General features: G+C 66.6%; 17 protein-coding genes. 11 read left to right on the forward strand and 6 right to left on the reverse strand.

Features of this window, described 5'->3' with window-relative positions; translation table 11 throughout:
- Positions 1-293: 293 nt before the first annotated feature.
- Genes AC069H_RS03745 through drmB form a run of 4 tightly spaced genes read left to right on the forward strand, consistent with a single transcriptional unit; the run spans position 294 to position 12,023 of the window.
- Positions 294-5,054, forward strand: a complete 4,761-nt coding sequence (locus AC069H_RS03745; RefSeq protein ID WP_478231246.1) for a DEAD/DEAH box helicase — start codon at positions 294-296, stop codon at positions 5,052-5,054.
- Entirely contained in the window at positions 5,054-6,949 is a 1,896-nt protein-coding gene (locus AC069H_RS03750) for a UvrD-helicase domain-containing protein (protein WP_478231247.1), read from the forward strand. Before AC069H_RS03745 ends, AC069H_RS03750 begins: the two co-directional genes overlap by 1 nt.
- On the forward strand, positions 6,946-10,164 hold the full coding sequence (locus AC069H_RS03755) for a helicase-related protein (protein ID WP_478231248.1): 3,219 nt from the start codon (positions 6,946-6,948) through the stop codon (positions 10,162-10,164). The genes AC069H_RS03750 and AC069H_RS03755 overlap by 4 nt, the downstream gene beginning before the upstream one ends.
- An 8-nt stretch (positions 10,165-10,172) precedes the next feature.
- Complete coding sequence (gene drmB, locus AC069H_RS03760; protein WP_478231249.1) at positions 10,173-12,023, forward strand: DrmB family protein; 1,851 nt, start codon at positions 10,173-10,175, stop codon at positions 12,021-12,023.
- A gap of 4 nt (positions 12,024-12,027) precedes the next feature.
- Here drmB and AC069H_RS03765 read toward each other — a convergent pair whose 3' ends face one another.
- Both AC069H_RS03765 and AC069H_RS03770 read right to left on the reverse strand, forming a co-directional pair.
- The gene (locus tag AC069H_RS03765; protein WP_478231416.1) at positions 12,028-12,408 is read right to left on the reverse strand and encodes a very short patch repair endonuclease; all 381 of its coding nucleotides are present in this window, start codon (positions 12,406-12,408) and stop codon (positions 12,028-12,030) included.
- 72 nt (positions 12,409-12,480) lie between these two features.
- Positions 12,481-13,044 carry a TetR/AcrR family transcriptional regulator gene (locus AC069H_RS03770; protein ID WP_478231250.1) on the reverse strand — a complete coding sequence of 188 codons (564 nt, stop codon included), beginning with the start codon at positions 13,042-13,044 and terminating at the stop codon, positions 12,481-12,483.
- Positions 13,045-13,090: 46 nt separating this feature from the next.
- Here AC069H_RS03770 and AC069H_RS03775 point away from each other — a divergent pair, with 46 nt between their 5' ends.
- Positions 13,091-13,759, forward strand: a complete 669-nt coding sequence (locus tag AC069H_RS03775; protein WP_478231251.1) for an SDR family oxidoreductase — start codon at positions 13,091-13,093, stop codon at positions 13,757-13,759.
- A gap of 4 nt (positions 13,760-13,763) precedes the next feature.
- The gene (locus AC069H_RS03780; RefSeq protein ID WP_478231252.1) at positions 13,764-14,657 is read left to right on the forward strand and encodes an SWIM zinc finger family protein; all 894 of its coding nucleotides are present in this window, start codon (positions 13,764-13,766) and stop codon (positions 14,655-14,657) included.
- Here AC069H_RS03780 and AC069H_RS03785 read toward each other — a convergent pair.
- The gene (locus AC069H_RS03785) at positions 14,654-15,646 is read right to left on the reverse strand and encodes an SEL1-like repeat protein (RefSeq protein WP_478231253.1); all 993 of its coding nucleotides are present in this window, start codon (positions 15,644-15,646) and stop codon (positions 14,654-14,656) included. The genes AC069H_RS03780 and AC069H_RS03785 overlap by 4 nt on opposite strands.
- Before the next feature lie 119 nt (positions 15,647-15,765).
- Here AC069H_RS03785 and AC069H_RS03790 point away from each other — a divergent pair, with 119 nt between their 5' ends.
- Both AC069H_RS03790 and AC069H_RS03795 read left to right on the forward strand, forming a co-directional pair.
- Entirely contained in the window at positions 15,766-16,788 is a 1,023-nt protein-coding gene (locus AC069H_RS03790; RefSeq protein ID WP_478231254.1) for a nucleotide disphospho-sugar-binding domain-containing protein, read from the forward strand.
- Positions 16,789-16,858: 70 nt separating this feature from the next.
- Positions 16,859-18,688 (forward strand): NB-ARC domain-containing protein, encoded by a 1,830-nt coding sequence (locus AC069H_RS03795; protein WP_478231255.1) that lies wholly within the window; start codon positions 16,859-16,861, stop codon positions 18,686-18,688.
- Here the strand turns inward: AC069H_RS03795 and AC069H_RS03800 are convergent.
- A complete protein-coding gene (locus AC069H_RS03800; protein ID WP_478231256.1) occupies positions 18,675-20,282 on the reverse strand; it encodes a hypothetical protein in 1,608 nt (535 codons plus the stop codon). The genes AC069H_RS03795 and AC069H_RS03800 overlap by 14 nt on opposite strands.
- A 133-nt stretch (positions 20,283-20,415) precedes the next feature.
- Between AC069H_RS03800 and AC069H_RS03805 the strand changes: the two genes are divergently transcribed.
- The gene (locus AC069H_RS03805) at positions 20,416-21,084 is read left to right on the forward strand and encodes an HNH endonuclease family protein (RefSeq protein WP_038507695.1); all 669 of its coding nucleotides are present in this window, start codon (positions 20,416-20,418) and stop codon (positions 21,082-21,084) included.
- A 28-nt stretch (positions 21,085-21,112) separates the two neighbouring features.
- Positions 21,113-21,760 (forward strand): alpha/beta fold hydrolase, encoded by a 648-nt coding sequence (locus AC069H_RS03810; protein ID WP_478231257.1) that lies wholly within the window; start codon positions 21,113-21,115, stop codon positions 21,758-21,760.
- Between the two features lie 66 nt (positions 21,761-21,826).
- Here AC069H_RS03810 and AC069H_RS03815 read toward each other — a convergent pair whose 3' ends face one another.
- Entirely contained in the window at positions 21,827-22,462 is a 636-nt protein-coding gene (locus AC069H_RS03815; RefSeq protein WP_478223667.1) for a nitroreductase family protein, read from the reverse strand.
- 55 nt (positions 22,463-22,517) lie between these two features.
- Between AC069H_RS03815 and AC069H_RS03820 the strand changes: the two genes are divergently transcribed.
- On the forward strand, positions 22,518-22,994 hold the full coding sequence (locus AC069H_RS03820; protein WP_478224427.1) for a MarR family transcriptional regulator: 477 nt from the start codon (positions 22,518-22,520) through the stop codon (positions 22,992-22,994).
- On the opposite strand, the gene AC069H_RS03825 is transcribed toward AC069H_RS03820, so the two are convergent.
- Positions 22,963-23,388: an ATP-binding protein gene (locus tag AC069H_RS03825; RefSeq protein ID WP_478231258.1), complete on the reverse strand. Its 426-nt coding sequence runs from the start codon at positions 23,386-23,388 to the stop codon at positions 22,963-22,965. The two genes, AC069H_RS03820 and AC069H_RS03825, sit on opposite strands and share 32 nt — an antisense overlap.
- Positions 23,389-23,438: the final 50 nt, after the last annotated feature.

Here is a 23,438-nt window from a genome sequence, read left to right on the forward strand (position 1 = left end):
GACATCACCTCGGTCGGCTGATGTCGTTCGACTGTATCGCTCCTCATCTTCTCAGTACTCCGACACGCCCTTCGGGGGGTGTCGACTTCACTTCGGGAGGGATCCGGGCAGCAGAGTCATCCACACTGAATCAAGCGCGGCCTGCAGTCGGGGCCGCTGTTCGGCGTACCCGATTCGCGCGTCTTCCGCGTCGGTCTGGTGGCGGTACGCCGCGGGCTCGCTCGAATCCCGATCCGCTCGGGATCAAGAAGGACAGTGGTTGTGAACCTGTCCGTCAAAGGAGTGAAGAAGTAGTGACGATCGACCGTACGAGCCCTGTGCTCGTCGTGATCGACAGGCTCGACGGCCTGGCACTGAGTACGTATGCGCTCGACCCCGATCGCATCAAGGAGGACGCCAACGCCGAGCGTCGTATCCATCAAGGTGGCTACGGAGAACGCCAGGTGTACGAGCTGGTGCAGAACGGTGCGGACGAGATGCGGGCGCCCGAGCACCGGAACGGCACGATCCAAGTCGTTCTCACCGGAACCCACATGTACTGCGCGAACGACGGCGCGCCCATTTCGGCGCAAGGGGCGGACACCATTCTGCGCATGGGGGTGTCGCAGAAGAGCGGCAGCCAGATCGGCCGCTTCGGCGTTGGCGTGAAGTCGGTGCTGACCGTTACCGACACCCCGCAGTTCTTCAGCCGCTCCGGATCGTTCGGGTTCGACGCGGAGCGTTCCGCCGAGGAGATCCTCACGGCCGTCAACGAGGCGAGGACGGCGAACGGCGAAGAGCCGCTGAAGACGGTGGGCGATACTCCGGTTCTGAGGCTGGCCTGGCCTCTTGACGAAGAGCGCGAACGCGCACTCGATCCCGTCCTCGACGAGCTGATGAGCTCTGGCGTGGCGACCGTCGTCCGGTTGCCGCTGGTGCCCGGGGTCGACGATCTGCTGGGCAGGGACATCGTCGAGTTCCCCCGCTTGTTCCAGGTGTTCTCGCATCACGTCCGTCGGATGGTGCTCGAGGACCGTCGGGAGTTACCGGTCGTCCGTCGCGAGATCACCGTCGAGCACGACGGCGTGCGGCACGTGATCCACGAGGCCCGCGGCGGAAGGAAATCGCGCTCGGAGCACTACCGCGTGTTCTCCCGGTCTCACCAGGTCAGCGAGCGAACGCGGCTCAGTGCTGGCGAACTGCACGACCGTGTGGTGATCGACATGTCCTGGGCTGTTCCCGAGTACTCGGTCACGAAGAACGACCGTGGGCAGACCGTGTGCCAGGTGCCACATGAGAGGGGAGAATTCTGGTCGTTCTTCCCGACCGAATACGCGACGACGCTCAGCGGTGTCGTCAACGCCGCGTGGAAGACCAACGAGGATCGGCAGCACCTGCTGTCCGGAAGCGAGCTCAACATCGAGCTGCTCGACGCCATCGCCGATCTGGTCGTGTCATCGCTCCCGGAGCTGGTGGTTGCGGAGGACCCGGCCGCGTACTTGCCACTATTGCCGGGACGTGCCAAGGAGTCGCCGAACTGGGCGTGCGAGTACCTGACCGAAAAGGTCTGGGCACTTGCGGCGGTCCGCCCTTCGCTTCCTGACCAGGACGGCGTCCTGCGTAAACCCGCCGACCTGCGCGTACACCCGGAGAAGCTCAGTCAAGCGACACTGACGTTGTGGGCCGACCACTCCGGTCGCCCCAAGGACTGGCTGCACGGTTCGGTGGACGTGAGCGGATTGCGCCGAGGGAAGGTGAACCATGTCCTCGCCGAGGCGGGGATGGAGCCGGAGGGGGTTGCCGCGTGGCTGGAGGCCCTGGTCGAGGACGGGACGCCGGAGGCTTCCGCCGTCGCAATCCGGATCGTCGCGCACCTGGACGAATTCCCTCACCAGGAGGACAAGGGCCGGAATTTCGCTGCCGAGGCGCGAAGGGCTGAAATCGTCCTGACCGAAAGCGGCACATTCGTCGCCCCCGCAGCCGGCCACGTCTTCCGACTCAACGACGAGGACGGCCTCGCGGACGACCTGGTGTACGTGGATCGCAGGATTTCCGGCGACCCGGAGATCCTGCGCGACCTCGACCGGCTCGGCATCCGTGAAGCTGATGCCGAAGGACGCTTCCGGAGCGTCCTCGACCAGGGTTTCTCCGGCTACGGAGCCGAACAGTGGACTCGGTTCTGGGAACTGTTCCGCACCGCAGGCGGAGTGGACCTCGTCAACGTGGTCCAAGACAAGTCGGTCGGGCTGCGGGTGATGACCGTGGCCGGGGTGTTCCGCCCGATCGAGTCCTGCCTCCTGCCGGGGCCGGTCGTGCCGGAGGACGGCTCCCGTGACGCTCGCATGACCGTGGACGTCCGATTCCACACCGACGATTTGGCGGTCCTTCGAGAACTCGGCATGACGGATCGACCGACCCCGGGGCATCGACCGCAGTCGAATGGCTGGTTCGAGGACTACCACCAGTGGGTCCACGGTGAGTACTGCCGGGAGTTGAAGGCGACTGCGAGCAGGGTGCAGCTCCAGACGGTGGGGTTGAACGGCCCAGCGACAGCCGGACCGTTGCACCTGTTCGACAGGCTGTCCGACGAAGGCAAGGCCGCGTTCCTGTCCGAGATGTCCGACGAGGGGTTGGTCGAACATTGGACAAGGCAGATCGGCACCAAGGTGAGCACCAGGGTACGGGTGCTGTCGCCGGTCAACTGGTTGCTGCGCACCCACGGCATCGTCGAGACCTCCATGGGGCTGGTCGCCGTGAGTGAAGCGGTCGGTCCCCAGCTGAGCGAGTTCGCGTCTGCGCTTCCCGTCGCGGACATCAGCCCGGACAAGGCCCGGCGGTTGGGGATGACCGTATCTGTCGACGAGTTGGAACCTTGGCGGTGGTCCGAATTTCTCGGACGGATTCGGGCGAGCACCGACGACAGGTTCGTCGGCTACGCGTACGCCCTGCTTGCGCGCTACGCCCCCGAGCTTGTCGAGCGGGAGGAGACCATGCGTTGCCAGGTCGGACAGGCGTGGGAGCTCCGGCCTCGTGGCGACATCGCGATTGCCACGAACGAGGACGAGTACGCCGAGCTCGTCCAGGAGAGTCATCCCGCCGTGCTGGTGGAATCCCCGGAGCAACTCGACGAGGTCGAGTTCATGGTCCGTGAACTCGGCATGCGCCGGGTCGCCGATGTCATCGAAAAGCGCCTGCGCGCGGTCTACAGCAGGCCTGCCACCCTTATCGGCGACGAGTATCCGCCGCTTCGACAGCGTCTGGGTTCGATGGCGATCCAAGGTCGACAGGTGCAGTGGTGCAGTGAACTCGAGGAGATGACCCGAACTCCTCAAGGCACCCGAACCTCCGCGTTGAGGAGTGCTCGTCAGGACAACACGGTCCTGGTTCCGGAGGACATGTCCCCCGAGGACGTCCTAGTCCTGGCCGACCGGGAGTTCGGATGGAACCTCGGCGTCGACGGGTGCCGAATGGTGCTCGACGCGCATCGCGAGCAGCAGAAGGACAGTGCCGTCCACGCTCGCCTCAGCATGATCCGGGAAAGCGAAAGCCTGATCGAGAAGATCGTCCTCCTGGTGGGGGAAGACAATCTTCGCGAAGGACTGCCTTCGGGACTGATCGCGAGCGAAGAATCGGAAACGGGCCGTGAGCCGGACGGCCACAGGCTGGCTCAGATGGCGTACAACGCGCACGACGACGGTGTGCTCCGGGTGCATGCGAGGGACATCGCCGGGCGTTTCGAGACCGCCCCGACACACTTCGACGGTGGACCGGCGGCGTTGCGGTTCGTGACCGATCTCGGACTCCCCGACTCGTTCGCCGGTGTCCGGATCCCCGCGCCCCCCATGCGCGAGGAGGCCGACGGTCCGACCGCGTTCCCCGAGCTGCACGACTATCAGGAAGTCCTCGCGGCCCGATTGACCGACTTGCTGCGGACCGGGGAGCCGAAGCGTGGAATGCTGAGCTTGCCGACGGCGGCGGGGAAGACCCGTGTCGCTGCCGAGGGTGCGATTCGGTGGGTCCGGGAGGACGGTGTCCCGGAGGGGCCGATCCTGTGGGTCGCGCAGACCAACGAGCTCTGTGAACAGGCGGTTCAGTCCTGGAAGCACGTCTGGGAGAGGGTCGGTCCGGCACGGTCGTTGGTCATCGATCGTCTTTGGACGACGAACTCCGCGACACCGGTAACCGGCAGGCCGCACCTTGTCGTCGCGACGGATGCGAAGTTGCGGAGCTGCTTGGGCTCGGATGAATACGCTTGGTTGCGCAACGCTTCGATCGTTTTCGTCGATGAAGCTCATGTGGCGATTTCCCGCGAGTACACGTCGATCTTCGAGCACCTCGGCCTCACCCACCGTGAGACCGCACGGCACCTCGTGGGCTTGACGGCCACGCCGTTCCGCAACGACGCGGAGCTGACGAGGCGTTTGGTGCAGAGGTTCGGCAACATGCGGCTTGACGACGAGATCTTCTCCGGTGAACCGATCCTCAGCCTGCAGGATCGCGGAGTGCTCGCCCGGGTGGAACATCGCGAGCTGTCCGGCGCGGACATCCTGCTGGACCAGGACGAACTGAGTGGGATCAAGGGTTTTCTTCCTCGGAGTGCGGAGCAACGACTTGCCGAAGACGATGCCCGCAACAAGCTTCTTCTGGAGGAGATCACGGCCCTGCCGGAGGACTGGCCGGTTCTGGTGTTCGCGACGTCGGTCAGTCATGCCAAGTTCCTGGCCGCCAAACTGGGTGACCGAGGTGTCCGATCCGCGGCTATCGACTCCGCGACGCCGCCGCCGGAGCGGCGGCAGCGAATCGAGTCGTTTCGGCAGGGACGGATCCGGGTTCTCACCAACTACGGCGTGCTTTCGCAAGGATTCGATGCGCCGGCGACTCACGCCGTTGTCATCGCCCGGCCCGTGTACAGCCCCAACGACTATCAGCAGATGATCGGGCGAGGGTTGCGCGGCATCCGCAACGGTGGCAAGGAAAGCTGCCTCATCCTCGATGTCCGTGACAACATCACGAACTTTCACCAGGACCTGGCGTTCACGAAGTTCGAGTACCTCTGGCAGAAGGGACAAGGGTGATGGAGCCAGGGGACGCCGGTTTCGAGCTCACGCCTGCTCAGCAACGTGTCGTCACCAGCGCACGGGACGCCAAACTGCTGGTCCCGGCGCGGGCGGGGGCCGGCAAGACCACCACGCTGGTCCGTCGGGTCGAACATCTGATGAAGAGCGAGGGAGTCGGGGCGTCGGAGATCCTGATCTGGACGTTTTCCCGTGCTGCTGCTCGAGTCCTGCGTGGCCGGGTAGGACGTAACGCGGTCGCCGGTCGGCGGGTGCGTGCCCAGACTTTCGACAGCTGGGCATCGTCGTTTCTGGCCGACGTGGGTTACCCGCCCGAACAGCTGGCAGGTACCACGTTCGACGATCGGATCAAGCTCGCCAACGACGAGATTCTGAACGGCGCCGTCGAGAACACCGAACGAGGCAAACCCGCCCACGTGATCATCGACGAGGTGCAGGACCTTGTCGGGCTGCGGCGTGAGATGGTCGAAAGTTTTCTCGACCGTTTCGCCGACATCGGTTTCACCGTCGTCGGTGACATCGCCCAGTCGATCTACGGATTCCAGGTGGCCGATCTGCAGGAGCGGAGGGACGAGACCGACTACTTCTTCAGCTGGGTACGTGGTTCTTTCGGGGATGAGCTCGAGGAAGTAGTGCTGGAAGACAATTTCCGTGCCCGTACCCGCGAGGCGCGCGTGGCACTGCCTCATGGAGAACACTTGCGGGACGATCACGAGGCCGCCTCCCGCCTCCCGCGACTCCGGTCCTGCCTCGATTCCGTGCCGTTCTTCGGGAAGCTCGATACGCCGTTCGCACAGGATTCCTTGCGATACTTCGACGGCACGACGGCGATCCTCTGCCGGGACAACGCCCAGGTTCTGTTGATGGCCGAACAACTGGTGAATCTCGACATACCGCATCGCATCCAGAGGTCACCCAGGTCGGGCGCTGCGCCCGCCTGGGTGGCGGGGTTGCTCGCCGCGGCGGGCGTGTCGACGTTGAGTCAGGAACGGTTCGAGGAGCTGTTGCCCGAGCTGAGGGTGCCCGGAAGTCTCGACGTCGTCGAAACGTGGCGTTCGTTGAGGACGGTCGCGGGAGCTGCTCGCAACCGGGTCGACCCGGTAGCCCTGCGCAGGGCGACGTCCGAAGGCAGGCTGCCGGACGACCTGACGGCGTTGCCTTCCCTGCCGATCGTCGTGTCGACGGTTCATCGCGCCAAAGGGCTGGAGTTCGACCGTGTGCTGATCACAGGTTTCTCCCCGCAAGCGCAGCGCCGGACCGACGAGACGGACCCGGCTGCCGAAGCACGGCTCTTGTACGTCGCCATGACACGTCCGCGGGACGACTTGTACCGAGTCGACTGCCCCAGTACGTGGTCGTTGCGCAAAGGCGAACAGCTTCACAAGCCGATCGCACGTTGGTACGTGTCCGGTTACAAGAGTTGGGTTCGTGCAGGCGTCGATAGCATCGAGACCGACGTGTGCCGTGAGGCCCCGGCAGGCGTACAGGGACCAGGAACCGATCCCGTGGCCGCGCAGAAGTATCTACTCGATTCGGTTCGACCGGGGAACCCGGTGAAGTTGTCCAGGCTGCATGATCTGCCACCGTCGGCCACTGAAACGCCGCCGTACGGGATCTTCCACGAGGGCATGCCCATCGGCGAGATCTCGAGAAGCTTCCGACAGGACTTGTGGCGTCTGCTCAAGCAGTCGGCCAACTTTCGTGTGGAGCGCTGGCCGTGTCGGATCACCGGCCTGGAGATCGACTGCGTCGAGACGGTCGTCGGTCCCAGCGCCGTCACCGAACGCCACAACCTCGGCAGCCATGGTGTGTGGCTCGCTCCCCGCTTGTGCGGCCTCGGCCGATTCGACTGGACTCACGCCGAGCGAGTCCCGGAAGGACATGATCACTCGTGACCGATTCTCGCTATGCGGCGCACTATTCGCTACGCGCCGAACTTCGTGCAGCATTGCGAGCAGACCTGCTCGGTCCGCAGGGAGGCACGGACGAGATTCTGATCTCCGACGCCCCCGTCACGGCCTACCCCATCGGTGTCCTGTTCCCACAGGTCGACAAGTCGGACCAGCCTGCCGAGGACGACGGAGTCGACACACCGCCGGACATCGTCCGCGGGGACGATCAGGAGCAGGGCGAAACCGACCTCGGGGTCGCGCTGGCCAACCGGCGGAAACCCTCTTCGATGGGCATGACGTTCGCGGTCGATGCCGATGTCGCGACCGTCGTGTACGCGAGGGTCCGAGTCGCGACGTATGTACCCGAGGATGAAGACGGCCGAGTTGTCGAGCCGCATCGCGGGGAGGCCCGCAGCACCAAGGAACAGCGGGAACGCTGGCGCCGCGTCCAGGCCGAATTCGAGCCGGTGGACATCGACGTCACGACGCCCGGTATGCCCGGGGAAGTGTTCGGCAACGGACTCGAGTTGCGCACACTGGTTCGGCCCGCCGACGTCAATGGCGTGGTTTCCGTGACCGTGACGTTGGTCAACACGCGGCGCGTGGGTGTTTACGACCTGCAAGACGCGGATTGCTTCTTCCAACCCGAACTGGAGGTGTTCGGTACGACGGGAACGCGACCGTTCGTCGAGCGAAAGGCTTCCCTCGGCGCGGTCGACGACGAACACGCGTTGAGCAGGTTGTTGCACCGGCATGCGCCCAATTTCGCCACCGGTCACGGCTGCTCGGTCGCCTGGGACTGGACGGCTCCGCCGATCCGGACTCCCGTGTCCGCACGTGCCGCGGTTTCGGCCGTTCGGACGGAGTTCATGCCCAGCCATGAGGTGTTGCTGACCGACTCGAACCCTGATATCGACGCCGATGCACTCGGGATGCACCGGCTCGGGCACGGAAGCGTCGAAGAGGTCGGGGAGGCTCTCGGCAGCCTGCTTGACGGGTACTCGAACTGGATCCAGGACCGTCGGCGAGAGATGCTCGAGCTGGAGGGGACGGAATACGGAAACGTCGCGCGGGGACAGATCGAGTTCTGCACAAAGGCACTCGAACGCATGCGGCGCGGAGTCGCGTTACTCGAAGACCCCGAACAGCCGCTGCCGTTCGAGGCGTTTCGCCTGGCGAATCAGGCGATGAGCCGCCAGCGCGGACGCGCGGAATGGATCGAAAAGGGACGAGTGGGCTCACCGGACCCCGAGGCAGGCCGGTGGCGCCCGTTTCAGATTGCGTTCATGTTGCTGTGCCTGGAAGGTATTGTCGATCCGGACCACGAGGATCGGGATATCGCCGACTTGCTGTGGTTCCCGACCGGTGGTGGCAAGACCGAGGCATACCTGGGCCTCGTGGCCTTCACTGTCTTTCTCCGTCGTCTTCGCGACGGCGAGCACGGTGGTGGTGTGACCGTGTTGATGCGCTACACCCTTCGTTTGCTGACTCTCCAGCAATTCGAGCGTGCGGCGGCGTTGATCTGCGCCATGGAGCGGGTTCGTGCCGAGCGAAGCGAGGGCGACCTCGGCAACACTCCCGTGTCGATCGGAATGTGGGTGGGGAAGTCGGCGACGCCGAACAAGCTCGACCGGGCTCAGACGAGGTTGGATGAGTTACGGACGAAGCCGGACAAGCCGCTGCAGAAAGAAAATCCGGTGCAGCTCCACTCCTGCCCGTGGTGTGGAGAGCCCTTGAGTGCCACCGACTACAAGGTACGTCCGCGAGCGGTTCGCATGATCGTCCGTTGCCCGCGCGGCGACTGCGAGTTCAACACGGATGCGGGCTTGCCGGTACATCTCGTGGACGAGGCCGTGTACGACGCTCATCCGACACTCGTCATCGCCACAGTGGACAAGTTCGCCTCCATGCCGTGGCGACCCGAGACAGCTGCCCTTTTCAACCGGGATCTCGGTGTCGACGTACGGAAGCCTGAGCTGATCGTGCAAGACGAACTGCACCTCATCTCGGGACCCCTCGGCACTCTCACCGGTCTCTACGAGACGGCAGTGGACGTCTTGGCCGACCGGCCCAAGGTCGTCGCCTCGACCGCGACGATCCGGCGTGCGTCCGGGCAAGTGGGAGCTTTGTTCGATCGGAAGTTGGCCCAATTCCCGCCCGCGGGCCTCGACGCGCGGGACTCGTGGTTCGCGGTGGAAACCCCGCGGACGGACAAGGCATCACGCCGCTACATCGGATTGCTCACGCCGGCCACGAGCCAGGCGACGTTGCTCGTCAGGACCTATGCGGCACTGTTCCATGCCGTGGCGCGCACGTCGGCCGATCCCATGGTGCGTGATGCGTACTGGACGCTTGTCGGATACTTCAACAGCCTGCGCCTTCTTTCGGCGGCCGAACTGCAGGTACTCGACGATGTGCAGGACCGCTTGGAGCTGTTGGCCAAGCGGGACGGTTCGAACAAGGCTCGAACCATGGAGGCTCACATCGAACTGAGCAGCCGCGCGGACTCGAGTGCCGTTCCCCACTATCTGAAACTGCTGAAACGTGCGTGGCCGGAGCCCGAGGTCCTGGATTGCCTGTTGGCGACGAACATGATCTCCGTCGGGGTCGACATCGACCGGCTCGGGCTCATGGCCGTCATGGGACAGCCGCAGACGACGGCCGAGTACATCCAGGCGACGAGTCGGGTCGGCCGACAGCACCCGGGCCTCATCGCCGTGATGCTCAACTCCGCGCGTTCGAGAGACCGATCCCATTACGAGAATTTCCCCGGCTTCCACTCGGCTCTCTACCGCGAGGTGGAGTCGACGAGCGTGACGCCGTTCTCGGCTCGTGCTCGGGACCGCGGCTTCCACGCGGTTGTCGTTGCGCTCACGCGACTGACGATCACGAAGGCGGCTTCCAATGAAGCGGCTGCCGACATCGAGACTTTCCTGTCCGAGATCAACTCGACGGTACGACCTGCGATATTGAAGCGAGTCGAGTCGGTCGATCACAAGGAATTGAAAGCGGCGGAGGAGTGCTTCGACGAGTTCATCACGTGGTGGCGCGAGGAAGCCGAGGTCGAACCCGGACTCGTGTACGAGGCCAAGCGAGGAACTCGGCAGCGTGCCCTCTTGAAGAGCTTCGACAGCGGCGAAGACGACTTGAGCTGGGACACGCTCTGGAGCCTCCGCGACGTTGATGCCGAGTCGGCACTCTTTCTCGAGAAAAGGTAGGGACGACGATGACTCCTCCTCCGTCCTCCAGGCGCCGTGGCGCCGGCGGCCCGGCCCGTCCGCGTGCGCGCAAGCTCGGTGCGGTGCGGCGCTCTCAGCTTGTCACCACTTATGGAGTGGGGGCGATGATCGCGATCGACAACGAGTCGTTCATCGTCTCCGGGATCGATTCCTGGAACATCGACGACGCGCCGAAGATCGAGGAAGGTAGGCTCGCGAAGGTGCTCCCCGGCGTCGCGTTCTTTCGCTTGCCGCCCGCACCTGATCCCGAGTACGGGGTCGACGGTGTGCGAGTGCGGCGATTCCCGGACTTCTACTCGTGTCCCGGTTGTGATTCGCTACAGCCGTACTCGGACTTCAATTGCCTGCCCGGACGTGCCCGTTGCCCCGACTGTGACGAAGACCTGGTTCCGTCACGCTTCGTTCTCGCTTGCGACGACGGACATATCGATGACTTCCCTTATTGGAAGTGGGTGCATCGGGGCAACGCGCTGCAGAGCGGTTTCTGTGGTGGGAAATTGACGCTGAAGACGGAAGGCAGTGCCGCGTCTCTCCGATCCGTTGTCGTGAGCTGCTCGTGTGGCGTCCCAAGTGTTTCGATGGAGGGCGCGTTCCGCGTCAAAGCCTTGAAAGACCTGGGAATTCGCTGCGAGGGCCGTCGTCCTTGGCTCGGTGGGGCCGAACCGCAGTCGTGTACCCGTCACCCTCGAACCATGCAGCGAGGTTCATCATCGGCATGGCATCCGGTCATGCGAAGCGCATTGTCCATCCCGCCGTGGGGTGAAGGTGTGCACAAGCTGCTTGAGCAAGCAAGGTTGATCGGACAGCCTGAGAATGTTATCCGTGGACACTTCGAAAGGTGGCCGGAGCAGCTCAAAAGGGCGAAGACGGCCATCGATGAAGTGGTTGCCGTCGCGCGTGAAATAGCCGCTGAAAAGGCGTCGCGTGGAGTGGAACCTGCCGCCGGGGATCCTTACTCGGACCTGCGAAAGCAGGAATACGAACGCTTGCGCCATGGCAATCCGGAGCGCCACTCCGCCGAGTGGCAGGATTTCATCTGCGAGAGGCCGGAAGGTGACCTTGCGCCGGTGCGCGAACTGGGCATCGACGAAAGTATGCTGGTGAAGCGCTTGCGGGAAGTTCGTGCGTTGCAAGGATTCACCCGTGGTGTTGCTCCTTTGGAGAGCGAACCTGATCAGCGACTTGCCGCAATTCACCAGTCGGAGGACATCAACTGGCTTCCTGCGATCGAGGTCAAGGGAGAAGGGGTGTTCCTCAGGTTCGACGAGAACCGTTTGCGGGCCTGGGAGACTCAGCCGGAGGTGATCAATCAGGTCGAGCAGATGCGTCTGAATCATCTCGCGCTCATCCGCGAACGGACGCCGGCGGACTCGAACGCAAAGACGCCGGGATCGCCCGTGTCTCCACGTTTCGTGCTGCTCCACACGTTGGCTCACGTCCTGATCAACGAGTGGAGCCTGGACGGCGGTTACCCGGCGTCCGCTCTGCGGGAGCGTCTGTACGCGAGTGACTCGATGGCCGGCATCCTCCTCTACACCGCGACAAGTGACTCCGCCGGCAGTCTTGGTGGCATCGTCGCCCAAGGCGATCCGAAAAGTCTGGCCGAAACGCTGCGGTCCGCACTTGCCCGTGCATCGTGGTGTTCGAACGACCCACTGTGCATGGAATCCGGTGCCAGTGGCGCGGACAGCGTCAACCTCGCCGCATGTCATGCGTGTGTGTTGTTGCCCGAAACGAGTTGCGAGCTGAACAACAGTTTCCTGGATCGGACGTTGCTCATCGGAGCACCTGCCGGAGGCGTACCTGGATACTTCCAGGACCTCCAGGCAGTGAACTGAGGTATCAGCCGGGCCGCCTGCCGAGCACGATTTCGTGCACGCGGGCGGCCGCGGCGTCGGCCTCTTCGTGCTCCCAGACCCGCACGGCCAGCCACCCCGCTTCGATCAGGCGAGTGTCGGTATCAAGGTCGCGCCGGCGATTCGTTTCGATCTTCGTGCGCCAGAAGTCGGCGTTGTTCTTCGGCCATGTCGCGTGCTCCGGACAGCCGTGCCAGAAACAGCCGTCCACGAACACCGCTACCTTCGCGGGACCGAATACGACGTCGGCTTCCCGGCGCACACCCTTCACCGGTCTGCGGTGGACGCGGTACCGCAACCCTCGGGCGAACAAGGCTTTGCGCAGTTCCATCTCGATTCGAGTGTTCCGGGATTTCTGCTTGCTCATCCTGGCCCGGACACTCGCTGACGCGTCGAGCTTCACGAGCACATATTCGCAATCTCGAGTCGGATCGGCGAGCTAGGCCCCAAAGACGCTGGTCAGAGCACCCCTGATCAACCCCGCCAGGTCCGCCTCCCCGTCCGTCTCCGCCCACCGAAGCAGCGCCACATGCGCCGCCCCCAGGCACGCCATAGCCGTAGCCCGCACCTGAAACTCCTCCTCGGGGGCCGAGCCGCAAAGCGCGGCCACGATCGCATCCGCCGTCGCGTACTGGCTGTCCAGATGCCGCGCCCGTAGCGCCGGCACCGAGATCATCAGTCGTAGCCGCGCCAGCAGGAAAGCCTTCTCCTGCGAAGACCCCAAAGCGGCGGTCGACTCCAAGGCACGGCCGATCCGCGCGGCCAGGGGAAGAGAGGGAGGCTGCTCAAGCACGGCGGAAGCGGTCACGGGGTCGTACTCGTCGTAGAGGACCAGGTCCTCCTTCGTCGGGAAGTGCCGGTAAACCGTCATCGCCGAGACGCCGGCGGCCGCGGCGACGTCGGCGACGGTGGTCGCGTCGTAGCCGACGTCGGTGAAGAGACGGATGGCGTGCGTCTGGATGGCGAGCCGGGTCTCGGCACGCTGGCGGTCTCGGAGGCTCACGTGGTAGACACTATCAAAGTGTTAGTCACTAACATTTGGGGTGTGCATGAAGACGGCATTGGTGACCGGGGCGTCGCGGGGGATCGGGGCGGCGATCGCGCGGAGGCTCGAGAAGGACGGCATACGAACCATCAAACTGTCGAGTGAGCAGGCCGACTTGTCGACCATGGAGGGAGTCGACAAAGCCCTCGAGGGCATCGACAGCCTGGACATCCTGGTCAACAACGCGGCCGCCCAGCCGGCAGGCCCGATCGAGACGGACACGCCCGAAAGCTTCGACCGCCTGATGGCGGTGAACGTGAAAGCGCCGTACTTCCTCATCCAGCGAGCACCGCTGAACGACGGCGGCCGCATCGTCAACGTCTCGTCGGTCGCGACCAGGATGGCCAACCCCGCCCAGACGTCCTTCGCGATGACCAAGGGCGCGCTCGAGACGATGAGCCGCACCCTCGCCCACCAGCTCGGACCGCGCGGGATCACGGTCAACGTCGTCGCGCCGGGCGCCACCAGGACCGCGGACAACGGCGAGATCTTCACGCCGGAGCTGGAGGCCGCCATCAAAACCCTCACCGCGCACCGGAGGCTCGGTACAGCGGAGGACATAGCGGACGTCGTCGCCTTCCTCGCCTCCGACGACGCCCGGTGGGTGACCGGGCAGGTCCTCGACGCGAGCGGTGGGTTGTTCCTCGGTCCTCCGGCCCAAGGGGTTCAATAGGGCGGTGACGTGGTTCAGCGAGGACGAACTCCGCAGGCAGGCCGGTGACGTCTCCTTCGCGCGCGGCGCCAAGTACCTGGAGTCGGTCGAGACGCTGGACGACGTCGCGGGCGGGGTCACGGCGGTGGTCAGCGGCACCGACCGGTACACGGTCCGGTTGCGCGACGTCGACGGCGAGCTGGTCGGCGAGTGCACCTGCCCGCACGCGGCGGACGGCTTCTTCTGCAAGCACTGCGTGGCCGTCGGGTTGCTGGTCCTCGAGGGCGTGGCGGACGGCGGCGCGGCCGACATCCGCGGGTACGTCGAGACCCTGGACCGCGCCGAGCTGATCGAGCTGCTCGTCGGGCACGCGAACGAGGACCCGGCCCTGTTCCGCAAACTCTCGCTCAAGGCGGGCCGCGGCGACCTCGACGCGTTGCGGCGTCATGTCGAGCGAACGTTGCGGTTGCGCGGTTTCGTCGGCTTCCAGGGCACGGTTGCGTACACCGAGAAGGTGCGCGAGGTGCTCGTCACCGCCAGGGAACTCATGGACGGGCCGCTGCTGTGCCGCATCATCGAGCTGGTGGTGGAGGCGCTGGACTTCGTCGAGGACTCGTTCGGCGCGCTCGGCGACGAGGCGCGGGGCGCCCTCGCGTTGTACGCGGAGGCCTGCGCGGACTCGCCGCCGGAGCCCAAGGAGCTCGCGGAGTGGCTGCTGCGGCTGGACCTCGACGGCTCTGGCCGGGTCGACGTGAACATCGCGGACTTCACCGCGAGCCTCGGTTTCGAGGGGCTCGCGGTGTTCCGCGCCGGTGTCGAGGAGCGGTGGAGGCTCGACGACGGCGAGGACCCGTACCGCAGCCGCAAACTCCAGCGGCTGCGTGAAGGGTTCGCCGCGATGCGGAACTGGAAAGCCTAGAACCGCTGACGGTTGCGGTACAGCTCCTCCAGATCCCGTCGCCCCGCCTGGTCGCCGGTGTCGGCGGCGGCGCGGAACCAGTGCTCGGCCTCCTGGAAGTTCCCGTGGTCGGCGGCGAGCCTGCCGAGGTTGGTGTACGCGGGGACGCTGCCGAGCTCCGCGGCCTTCCGGTACCAGGCGGTGGCCTCGCCGGGATCGTTCCGGTCGTTGGCCAGCACGCCCAGGTTCGTCATCGCGGCGGCGTCGCCCCGTTTGGCGGCCTTGAGATACCAGTGTTCGGCGGCGTCGAGTTCGCCTCGGCGGTGCAGCACCACGCCGAGGCGGACGGCGGCGTCGGGGGCGCCGGCGGCCGCGGCGGCGTGGTAGCAGCTTTCGGCGCGCGTGAGGTCGCCCCGTTGCTGGGCCTGGTGGCCGAGTTTGATCAGCGACGTCGCGTCGGCTTCTTCGCTCGCCTTGCGCCACCAGGGATCCGCTTCGGAGGTCCGGCCGGTGTCGCAGAGCACGGCGCCCAGCGTGATCATTCCTTCGACGTTGCCCGCCTCCGCGGCGTCGCCAGCCCAGTACTCGGCTTCCTGGAGTTCGCCACGCCGGTGCAGTGACCGCGCCAGTTCCGCCATCGCCTCGACCCGGCCCTCGACGGCGGCACGCCGCCACCAGTCCTCGGCGGCGTCCGAATCCCCTCGTCGCGCGCAGAGATTTCCCAGATGCGACATGGCATGCGAATCACCGGCCGTCGCCGCTTCCCGATACCAGCGTTCGGCCTGTTCCGGCACGCCGCGTTCGTTCAGGAGGTGCGCCAGGTTGCCCATCGCGACCCTGTCCCCGCCCTCGGCGGCCTTGCGGAACCACGCCTCGGCCTCGTCGAGATCGCCGCGCTCCAGCGCGGTGGATCCCATACGTGCCATGGCGATCACGTGCCCGCGTTCCGCGGCCTTCCGGTTCAGATAGTCGTCGACCCGGGTGTTCCACTTACGTTTTCCGTCGCCCACAAGCCCGCTCCTTCCGGCAGCGTTCCTGGGGTAGTCGCAGCTCAGGGCTTCGATGTGACAACATCGCGGCAACGACTACCCGGCGAACCCGGGCTCAAGCGGACAGTGATGATCGACCGATGATGGACTGTGTCTTCGTGCCGTACACCGCGCACGGGCATGTGAATCCGATGCTCCCCGTCGTGGTCGAACTGGTGGCCAGGGGACACCGGGTGCGGGTGGTCCTCTCCGGCACCCGATTCGAAGACGTCGTACGCCGGACAGGTGCCGAACCGGTGGTCTCGCCGCCGGACCATGTCGTGCGGGTGGCGCCGACGGCGCGGCCGCCGGAGATCGCCGCGTGGATCCGGAACCGGACGCGCCGCCGGATCGCCTGGTCCGCGGCTGCCCGCCGCTGCGAGCGGGAGTTCGCCGCCGCCCGGCCCGACCTGGTGATCGCCGACCCGGCGGTCCCGTGGGCGCGCCGTCTCGCGCGGCGGCACGCCCTGCCGGTCGTCACGTTCTGGACGACCCACGCCGGCACCGCGGCCGGTTCCGGCCCGGCGCTGGTCAACGCCCTGCCCGAACTCCAACCGCGGGCGCACCGCTTCAGCTTCGTGGGGCCGTTGATCGCGCCGGTCACCACCGAGGACTGCCCGGCGCCCGACGGCCCGACGTTGCTGGTGTCGCCCGGCACCGTCTTCGCCAGGACACCGGAATTCTTCCGGCGGATCGCGCGGGCGTTCTCGGGCACGGAATGGACCGTGCTGATCGCGACCTCGCACACCCCGCCGTCCGCGCTGGGGCCGTTGCCCGGCAACGTGATCGCGCGCCGCTGGCTGCCGCAACGGCAGCTGCTGCCCAGGGTCGACGCGTTCCTGACCCACGGTGGGATGAACTCCGTCCAGGAGGCGCTGGCCCAGGGGGCGCGGATGCTGGTCACGCCTCGGAGCCGGGAGCAGCGCGCCACCGCGCGCAGACTCGCGGAACTGGGGCTCGCCCATGTCTGGGATCCGGCGACCTCGCTCGTGCCGGGCGTCGAGCGCCTGCTCCGGGACGGCCGAGTCCTGGCGAACACGACGTCGATGCGGTCGCGGCTGGCGACGTATCCGGCCGCGTCGCTGGCCGCCGACGCGCTCCAGGAAGCGAACGGGAAGTACTGAAGTCATCACGCTGCGAGATCGCCTCGCGGTAGGGTCGGAGCCGATGCCCGAGGGGGGAAGGAGCGGCTCCGTGCTCGCAGAGATGCGAAATCCGTATTTCGTGGACCGAGGCCCCGAACGCGCCGAATTCCGGCGGCGCAACGAAGAGGCGCGTTCCACCGGGCAGCCTCATCTGATCTTGTTCACCGGCCCCCAAGGCGTCGGGAAGACCGTGCTGGCCACGGAGGTCTGCCACGAAATCGCCGGGCACTACGAGATCGTGCTCTTCTGCGACACACAGGGTTCGGCGGGTACGAAGGGGCGACTGGAGGCCCCGGAGATCGCTTTGCACCTTCTCGAAGACCTCGGGGTGGTCGGAGAAGCCATGCCGGCCAGGGACGAGCGCCGGATCGCGGCCCTGCGCGCCCGGCTCGCCGGACGCAAGGTACTGCTGTACCTGGACGACGTCGCCGCGGCCGACCAGGTGGTGCCGCTGCTGTTCGCCTCGCCCCAGCTCGCCGTGGTCGTCACCAGCCGAAGCAGTTTCGACAAGCTGCGGATGAACGGTTTCACCACGTCGACGGTCAAGACCTTCGGGCCGGAGGCGGCCGCCGAACTGGTCGTCAAGCGCACCGGGACCCTGGTCGGCGCTCGCGAGATCGAGGCCGTCAACCGGATCTGCGAAGGGCTGCCTCTCGCCCTTTCCGTCGCCGCGGTGCGGCTGGGCGACACGGGAGGCACCCCCGCCGAGTACGTCGCGGAGCTGAGTGCCGGAAATCCCTTGTCCGCCCTCGAACTCGACGACGAGCGCCCGGTCCTCAAGATCTTCGACCTCGCCTACGCGGAACTGGCCGAGGAAGAGCGGTTCGCGTTCAAGGCCTTGAGCCTGCTCCCCGGCGTCGATTTCGGGACGGCCATCGCCGCGGCCGTCCTCGGCCGGGCGGCGCCCCACACCAAGCGCCTGCTGGAACGGCTCACCAAGGGCAGCCTGATCGAACGCACCGGCCCCGGCAGGTACCGCTATCACAGCCTCCTTCGCGAATTCGCCAAGGACAAGGCGCTCTCCGAGTTCGACGAGTCCGTTTTCGCCGGCATCGCCACGAAGGCCGTCCAGTGGAACTGGCGGCTGGCCGTTTCGCTGGACAAGACGCTGTCGAACCGGCCCGCCCCGATCCAGGCGGAAAGCCACTACGCCGAGATCGAGGCCTTCGAAGGCGACGCCTGGGCCGAGTTCACGAAGGAATGGCCCAATATCTTGGCCGCCGCCAAGGAGGCCCGCGCGCTGCCGACCGAGGAGCTCGGCGCGATCTTCCCGTTCTCCTTGTGGTACTTCGGTTATCAGACGAAGCGGCACGACGACGTCATCGACGCCTATCACGAGATCCTCGGCCGCTGGACGGAACCGCCGGATCGCTGGCAGGTCCTCCGTGACCTCACCGGGCTTCACGAGGCCGCCGGAGAATTCGATCAGACCGACGCGTATGTCAAGGCGGCCCTGGAAGTCGACTATCCGCCGGGGCGGCAGAGCACCTACGACTGGTACGCCCTGGCCCAGGAAGCCCGCGGCAACCACGAATTCGCGCTCGATCTCTTCGGGAAGTCGCGGGAAGCGGTGGCCTCGATGGAGGTCTCGCGGCAGCCGCGGGCGCTGGCGCTGCTCGACATGCACACCGGCCGGGTGCTGTTCAAGCTCGGCCGCTTCGAGGACGCCCGCGGACCCGCGGCGGCGGCCTGGGAATTCTTCCGGACCGCCGACCGCGAAGAGGCCAACAAGGCGTTTTCGGGCGGCCGGCTCGGCATGATCCTGCACGCACTCGGCGAGGACGCCGAGGAGTTGCTGGTCCCGGCGTTGGCCCTCGTCGAACGATTGGGAATGGCGAAGCAGGCCGAGGAGATCCGCGCCGTGCTCAGCGAAGAGTGACGCCGAGGCCGTAGCGGCCCGAGCCGAGTTCGACCGTGATCGACGGAGTGAGCTCCTCCAGAGGATGCCCGTCGTCCAGCCAAGCGCGGACGACGGAGGCGTGCACCTCGGTGGGGCCAGGGCCGGAGACTTCGACACGTCGCCCCGACGGCGCCGTCACGACGCTCTTCCCCTCGCCGAGGACAGCACCGACTACTCCAGCGCGCAGTCCGGCGACGGCGTCCGTGCCGGTCAGCACCGAGGCTCCCGATCGGATCGAGCGGAGCGGGTGGTCGTCCGGGCAGGACAGGTGCGGATCGGCCCCGGCCCCACGCCGAAGCTCGGCCGGATACCTGGTCAGCCGGACGAGCCGCCCGGCACGGTCGGTTTCGTGGTGGACTTCGGCGGCGACGCGGTGCGACGGCAGGATCGCGAGCCGAGGGGCGGGCGCCGGACCGAGCGGGATCTCGTTCGTGGGCTCGGAAAGGCCGAGAACCCGGTAGAAGACGCCGCGGAGCCGCTGGAGTGACTCGCCGGGGACCGAGGTGACAAGTTCGGCGACCCCCGCGAAATCGCCCGGGCGGTACTCGTCGAGGACGCGCCTGACCTGAGGGAGCAGCGGGCGCCGCCGGTCGAGACGGGGCGCGGTCTCGCCGAGAACGGAGATGGCCGTTCCCGGCGCGACATCGTCGTCGCCGAAAGCCGCCAGCGCCGTCGGTCTCCCCAGCGCCGCACCGTATCCCGTCACCGATCCGTGGTCGCCGACGATCAGGTCGGCGGCGGCGAGCCCCGCCTGCCAATCGTCCACTTCGGACAGAACGACCAGGCCGGAACGGACACAGTCGGCCAGCCACGTGTTCAGCTGCCACGGACTGTGCCCGTGCCGGACGTTGGGGTGCACGACGGCGAGCACCTGGAACTCGTCGATGGGCAGCGCGGCGAGCAGGTTCCGGAGGAAATCCGGCCAGGAGCCGAGCAGGGCGTTCGACCACCATGTCGACGAGGTCAGGACGACCTCGCGGTCACCGGAACCCAGCGCTTCGCGATACCGTTCGCGGTACGGCAGGCCGGCGAGAATCCGGTCATGGCAAGGATCTCCGGCGACCACGGCCTTCTCGGCGGCGGCGGGCACCGTCTCGGTGAGCAGGTCCAGCTGAGCGGTGTGGGAGAGGACGAACGCTTCGGCGATCGGTTCGCCGTCGTGCAGCAACCATTGTGGCGAAAGGCCGAAGATCTGCCGATTTCCGGATTCTCGGTTTCCGGGCGAGTATTTCGTATACCCGATTCCGTGCGAAAGAACGACCTTGGGGCCGGTCATATCGGTGATCCCGCCGTGATGGCTCGCCGTGACGACCAGGTCGAACTCGTACCGTTCGGCCTCCGCCCAGGGAATGACGGCCATGCCCAACGTGTCGAGAAGTTCGCGCAGGCCGTGCCGGAACGGATCCCCGGCGCAGGTGAACACCACCTGGACGCGGAAATCGTTCTCGAAGGCGGGAAGCACGTCCAGCAGCCGGGTCACCGTGGTGACGTTGTGCGCGATCACGAGGACTCGGCGGCGGACCGCGACGGTCGCCCACTTCGCCGTCTTGATGCCGACCAGTGCCTCGTTCACGGCCTGACCGTAGCCGATCCGGCGAAGGTGGCCTGGATCACGTTGCTCGGTGTCATCGCCGTGTCGCACCCGGTTCCCTCACGCCGCGAGGTGATACTCGGGCGCTCCCAACCCCGTCGAAAGGAACCGCGCGGTGGCCACGCGTACCAGCCAGATGACCACGGCACAGCGGCTGCTCCTGCTGATCACCCTCGCCGCCGTCGTACTCGCGGTCTTCTGGTTCGTGAGCGGCAAGGGCGACGCGCTGCAGCCGAAGCCCGCCAACCCCGCGAGCGCCGCCGACGCGCGCAAGCAGCTGGACGAGCTCACCGTCGCGCCGCGCGGTTCGATGGACGGCTACGACCGCAAGAAGTACCCGCACTGGGACAACCAGGGGAACAACTGCAACACCCGCGAGTTCGTGCTCAAGCGTGACGGCAAGGACGTCAAGGCCGGTTCCGACTGCGCCCCGACCTCCGGCAGCTGGACGAGCATCTACGACGGCGAGACCTGGACGAAGCCGACCGACGTCGACATCGACCACATGGTCCCGCTCGCGCAGAGCTGGGTCAGCGGCGCGAAGTCGTGGACCGACGAGAAGCGGCGCCAGTTCGCGAACGACCTGACCCGCCCGCAGCTGTTCGCCGTCACCGACAACGTCAACCAGGAGAAGAGCGACAAGGCGCCGGACCAGTGGAAGCCGCCGCTCGTCTCGTTCTGGTGCACCTACGCCACCGACTGGATCACCGTGAAGCACTACTACGGCCTCACGATCACCACCGCCGAGAAGAGCGCGCTCAGCGACATGCTCGGTCGTTGCTGATCCGCCCGAATTCGGGTTGGCTGGGGCGATGGCGACCTTCGTACTGATCCACGGCGGTGGCGGCAGCGCCTGGGACTTCCACGTCCTCGAGGCGGAGCTGACCGGCCGCAGGCACGACGTCGTCGCGGTGAACCTGCCGATCGACGACGAGAAGGCCGGTTTCCCGGAGCACGTCGACGCCGTCGTGAACGCGATCGGCGACCGCGAGGACCTGGTGATACTGGGCCATTCCTACGGCGGCTTCACCGCGCCGCTCGTCGCCGGGAAGCTGACGGCGCGGCTGCTCGTGATGCTGACGCCGATGATCCCCAAACCGGGCGAGACACCCGGGGATTGGTGGAGCAACACGGGTTTCGAGGACGCGAAGGACCTCACCGACGAGGAGAAGTTCTACAACGGTGTCCCCTCGGACATCGTCGCGGAGGCGGGCTCGCACGGCCGGAACCAGGTCAGCGCCGAATGGGCACAGCCGTGGCCGCTGGACGAGTGGCCGGACGTCCCGACGAAGGTGCTCATCGGGCGCGAAGACCGCTTCTTCACGCCCGAGTTCCAGCGCCGGGTCGTCCGGGACAGGCTCGGCTTCGCCCCCGACGAGATCGACGGCTCCCACTCCGTGCCCCTGAGCCACCCCAAGGAACTGGCGGACCGGCTGGAGTCCTATCTCAGCGCCTGGTAGGTGAACCCGCGTCCACGATCGACGGCGACCTGGTCGCGAATGCCACTTTCGGCCGGGCGACCGGCCCTACCAGCGGTCCAGCCGCATGACCTCTTCGAGCGGCTGACGCGGGGCCGGTTTGAAGGTGTCACCGGTGTAGAACGCCGTCGGGATGAGCGCGGCCTGGTGCACGTTCTCCGGCAGGCCGAGGATCTCCGCGGCCTCCTTCTCGTACGCGAGGTGCAGCGTCGTCCACGCCGTGCCGAGCGTGACGGCCCGCGCCGCGAGCATGTAACTCCACGCCGCGGGCAGCAGGTTCCCCCATAGACCCGCCTGGTTGCCGGCGGGCAGCTCCGCGCTGTTCGTCTCCAAGCACGGGATGACGTGCACGGGCACCTCGCCCATCTTGTCGGCCAGGTACTCGACACTGGAGCCGACGCGCTTCTGCACCTTCGACCGCCGGGGGTCGTCCGCGAACAGTTTCCCGGCCGCGTGCGGGGAATCCAGGTACTCGCGGCACGCCCGCTGATACAGCTTGCCGAGCTCGGCCCGCTGCCCGGGATCGGTGATCACGAGCCAGTGCCAGCGCTGCGTGTTCGACCCGCTCGGCGCCTGCAGCGCCACCTGGAGGGCGTGTTTGACCAGTTCGAGAGGCACCGGCCGGGTCAGGTCCAGTCGTTTGCGGACGGTCCGGGTGGTCGTCAGCAGCTCTTCGGGCGTCATCCGGCGATTATGTCGTTATGATCCGCTGGTGGGGAGGCCGCCGCGCGAACGAGGGATGGGCACTTTGCTCAGGCACGTCCTCGAAGTGACCGAGGCGGACGTCGCCGCGTTCTTCGAGGACATCGGGCTGGGGGACTACCGCCCGCGGTTCACGCCGTTCGTCCGCGCGATCGTCACGCACGGGCCGCTGCCCATCCGCGACCTCGCCGCCGAAGTCGGCGTGACCCATTCCGCGGCCAGCCAGACGATCGCGCAGATGGCGCGCCAGGACCTCGTCTCGCTCCGGCCCGGAGCCGACGCCCGGCAGCGGATCGTTTCGCTGACCGAGAAGACGCGGCGCCTGATGCCGACGCTCGAAGCCGAATGGGCGGCGACCAGCGCCGCGGCCGCGCAGCTGGAAGCCGAACTGCCGTACCCGCTCAGGGAGGTGCTGGTCGCCGCCGTCGAGGCCTTGGAGCGGAAATCGCTCCGGGAACGCATCGCCGAAACGGACGCGGCGCTCAAGCTGGGGCGTCTGCCCGGTCGAGACTGAACACGGCCCAGACGTACTTCCCGCCGGAGCAGAGCTCGTGGCCCCAGTCGTCGGACAACGCGTGCACCAGCTGGAGACCGCGGCTGCGCGCCGCCATCGGCGACGGCTCCTTCAGCTTCGGCCGCCCCGATCCGGAATCGAAAACCCGCAGGGTGAGCCTGCCGCCGGAGTATTCGACTTCGAGCCTGTCCGGCTTCTCGCCGTGCTCGAAGGCGTTCGTGACCAGCTCGGAGGTCGCCAGGAGGACATCGTCGACCGCCGGGCCGTCGAGGCCGTAGCCCGCCAGAGTCGCTCGCACCGCCTGCCGCGCGACGGCCGGTGCCGTCACATCGACCGGCAGGGGGAGGGAGACCACCGGCAACGAGCCCTCCGATCGGGTCTTGGACATCGTCATGGTTCCGCACCTCCCCTCACGAGAGACTCCCAGATCCGCTGTTCGCCTCC

The organism is Amycolatopsis sp. NPDC043887, assembly GCF_056435665.1.

Coding starts and splice junctions, on each gene's coding strand:
- AC069H_RS03815 (WP_478223667.1), bottom strand. CDS start 22,462: ATGACGCCCGAAGAGCTGCTGACGACCACCCGGACCGTCCGCAAACGA.
- AC069H_RS03775 (WP_478231251.1), top strand. CDS start 13,091: ATGAAGACGGCATTGGTGACCGGGGCGTCGCGGGGGATCGGGGCGGCG.
- AC069H_RS03810 (WP_478231257.1), top strand. CDS start 21,113: ATGGCGACCTTCGTACTGATCCACGGCGGTGGCGGCAGCGCCTGGGAC.
- AC069H_RS03825 (WP_478231258.1), bottom strand. CDS start 23,388: ATGACGATGTCCAAGACCCGATCGGAGGGCTCGTTGCCGGTGGTCTCC.
- drmB (WP_478231249.1), top strand. CDS start 10,173: ATGACTCCTCCTCCGTCCTCCAGGCGCCGTGGCGCCGGCGGCCCGGCC.
- AC069H_RS03820 (WP_478224427.1), top strand. CDS start 22,518: ATGGGCACTTTGCTCAGGCACGTCCTCGAAGTGACCGAGGCGGACGTC.
- AC069H_RS03765 (WP_478231416.1), bottom strand. CDS start 12,408: ATGAGCAAGCAGAAATCCCGGAACACTCGAATCGAGATGGAACTGCGC.
- AC069H_RS03750 (WP_478231247.1), top strand. CDS start 5,054: ATGGAGCCAGGGGACGCCGGTTTCGAGCTCACGCCTGCTCAGCAACGT.
- AC069H_RS03790 (WP_478231254.1), top strand. CDS start 15,766: ATGATGGACTGTGTCTTCGTGCCGTACACCGCGCACGGGCATGTGAAT.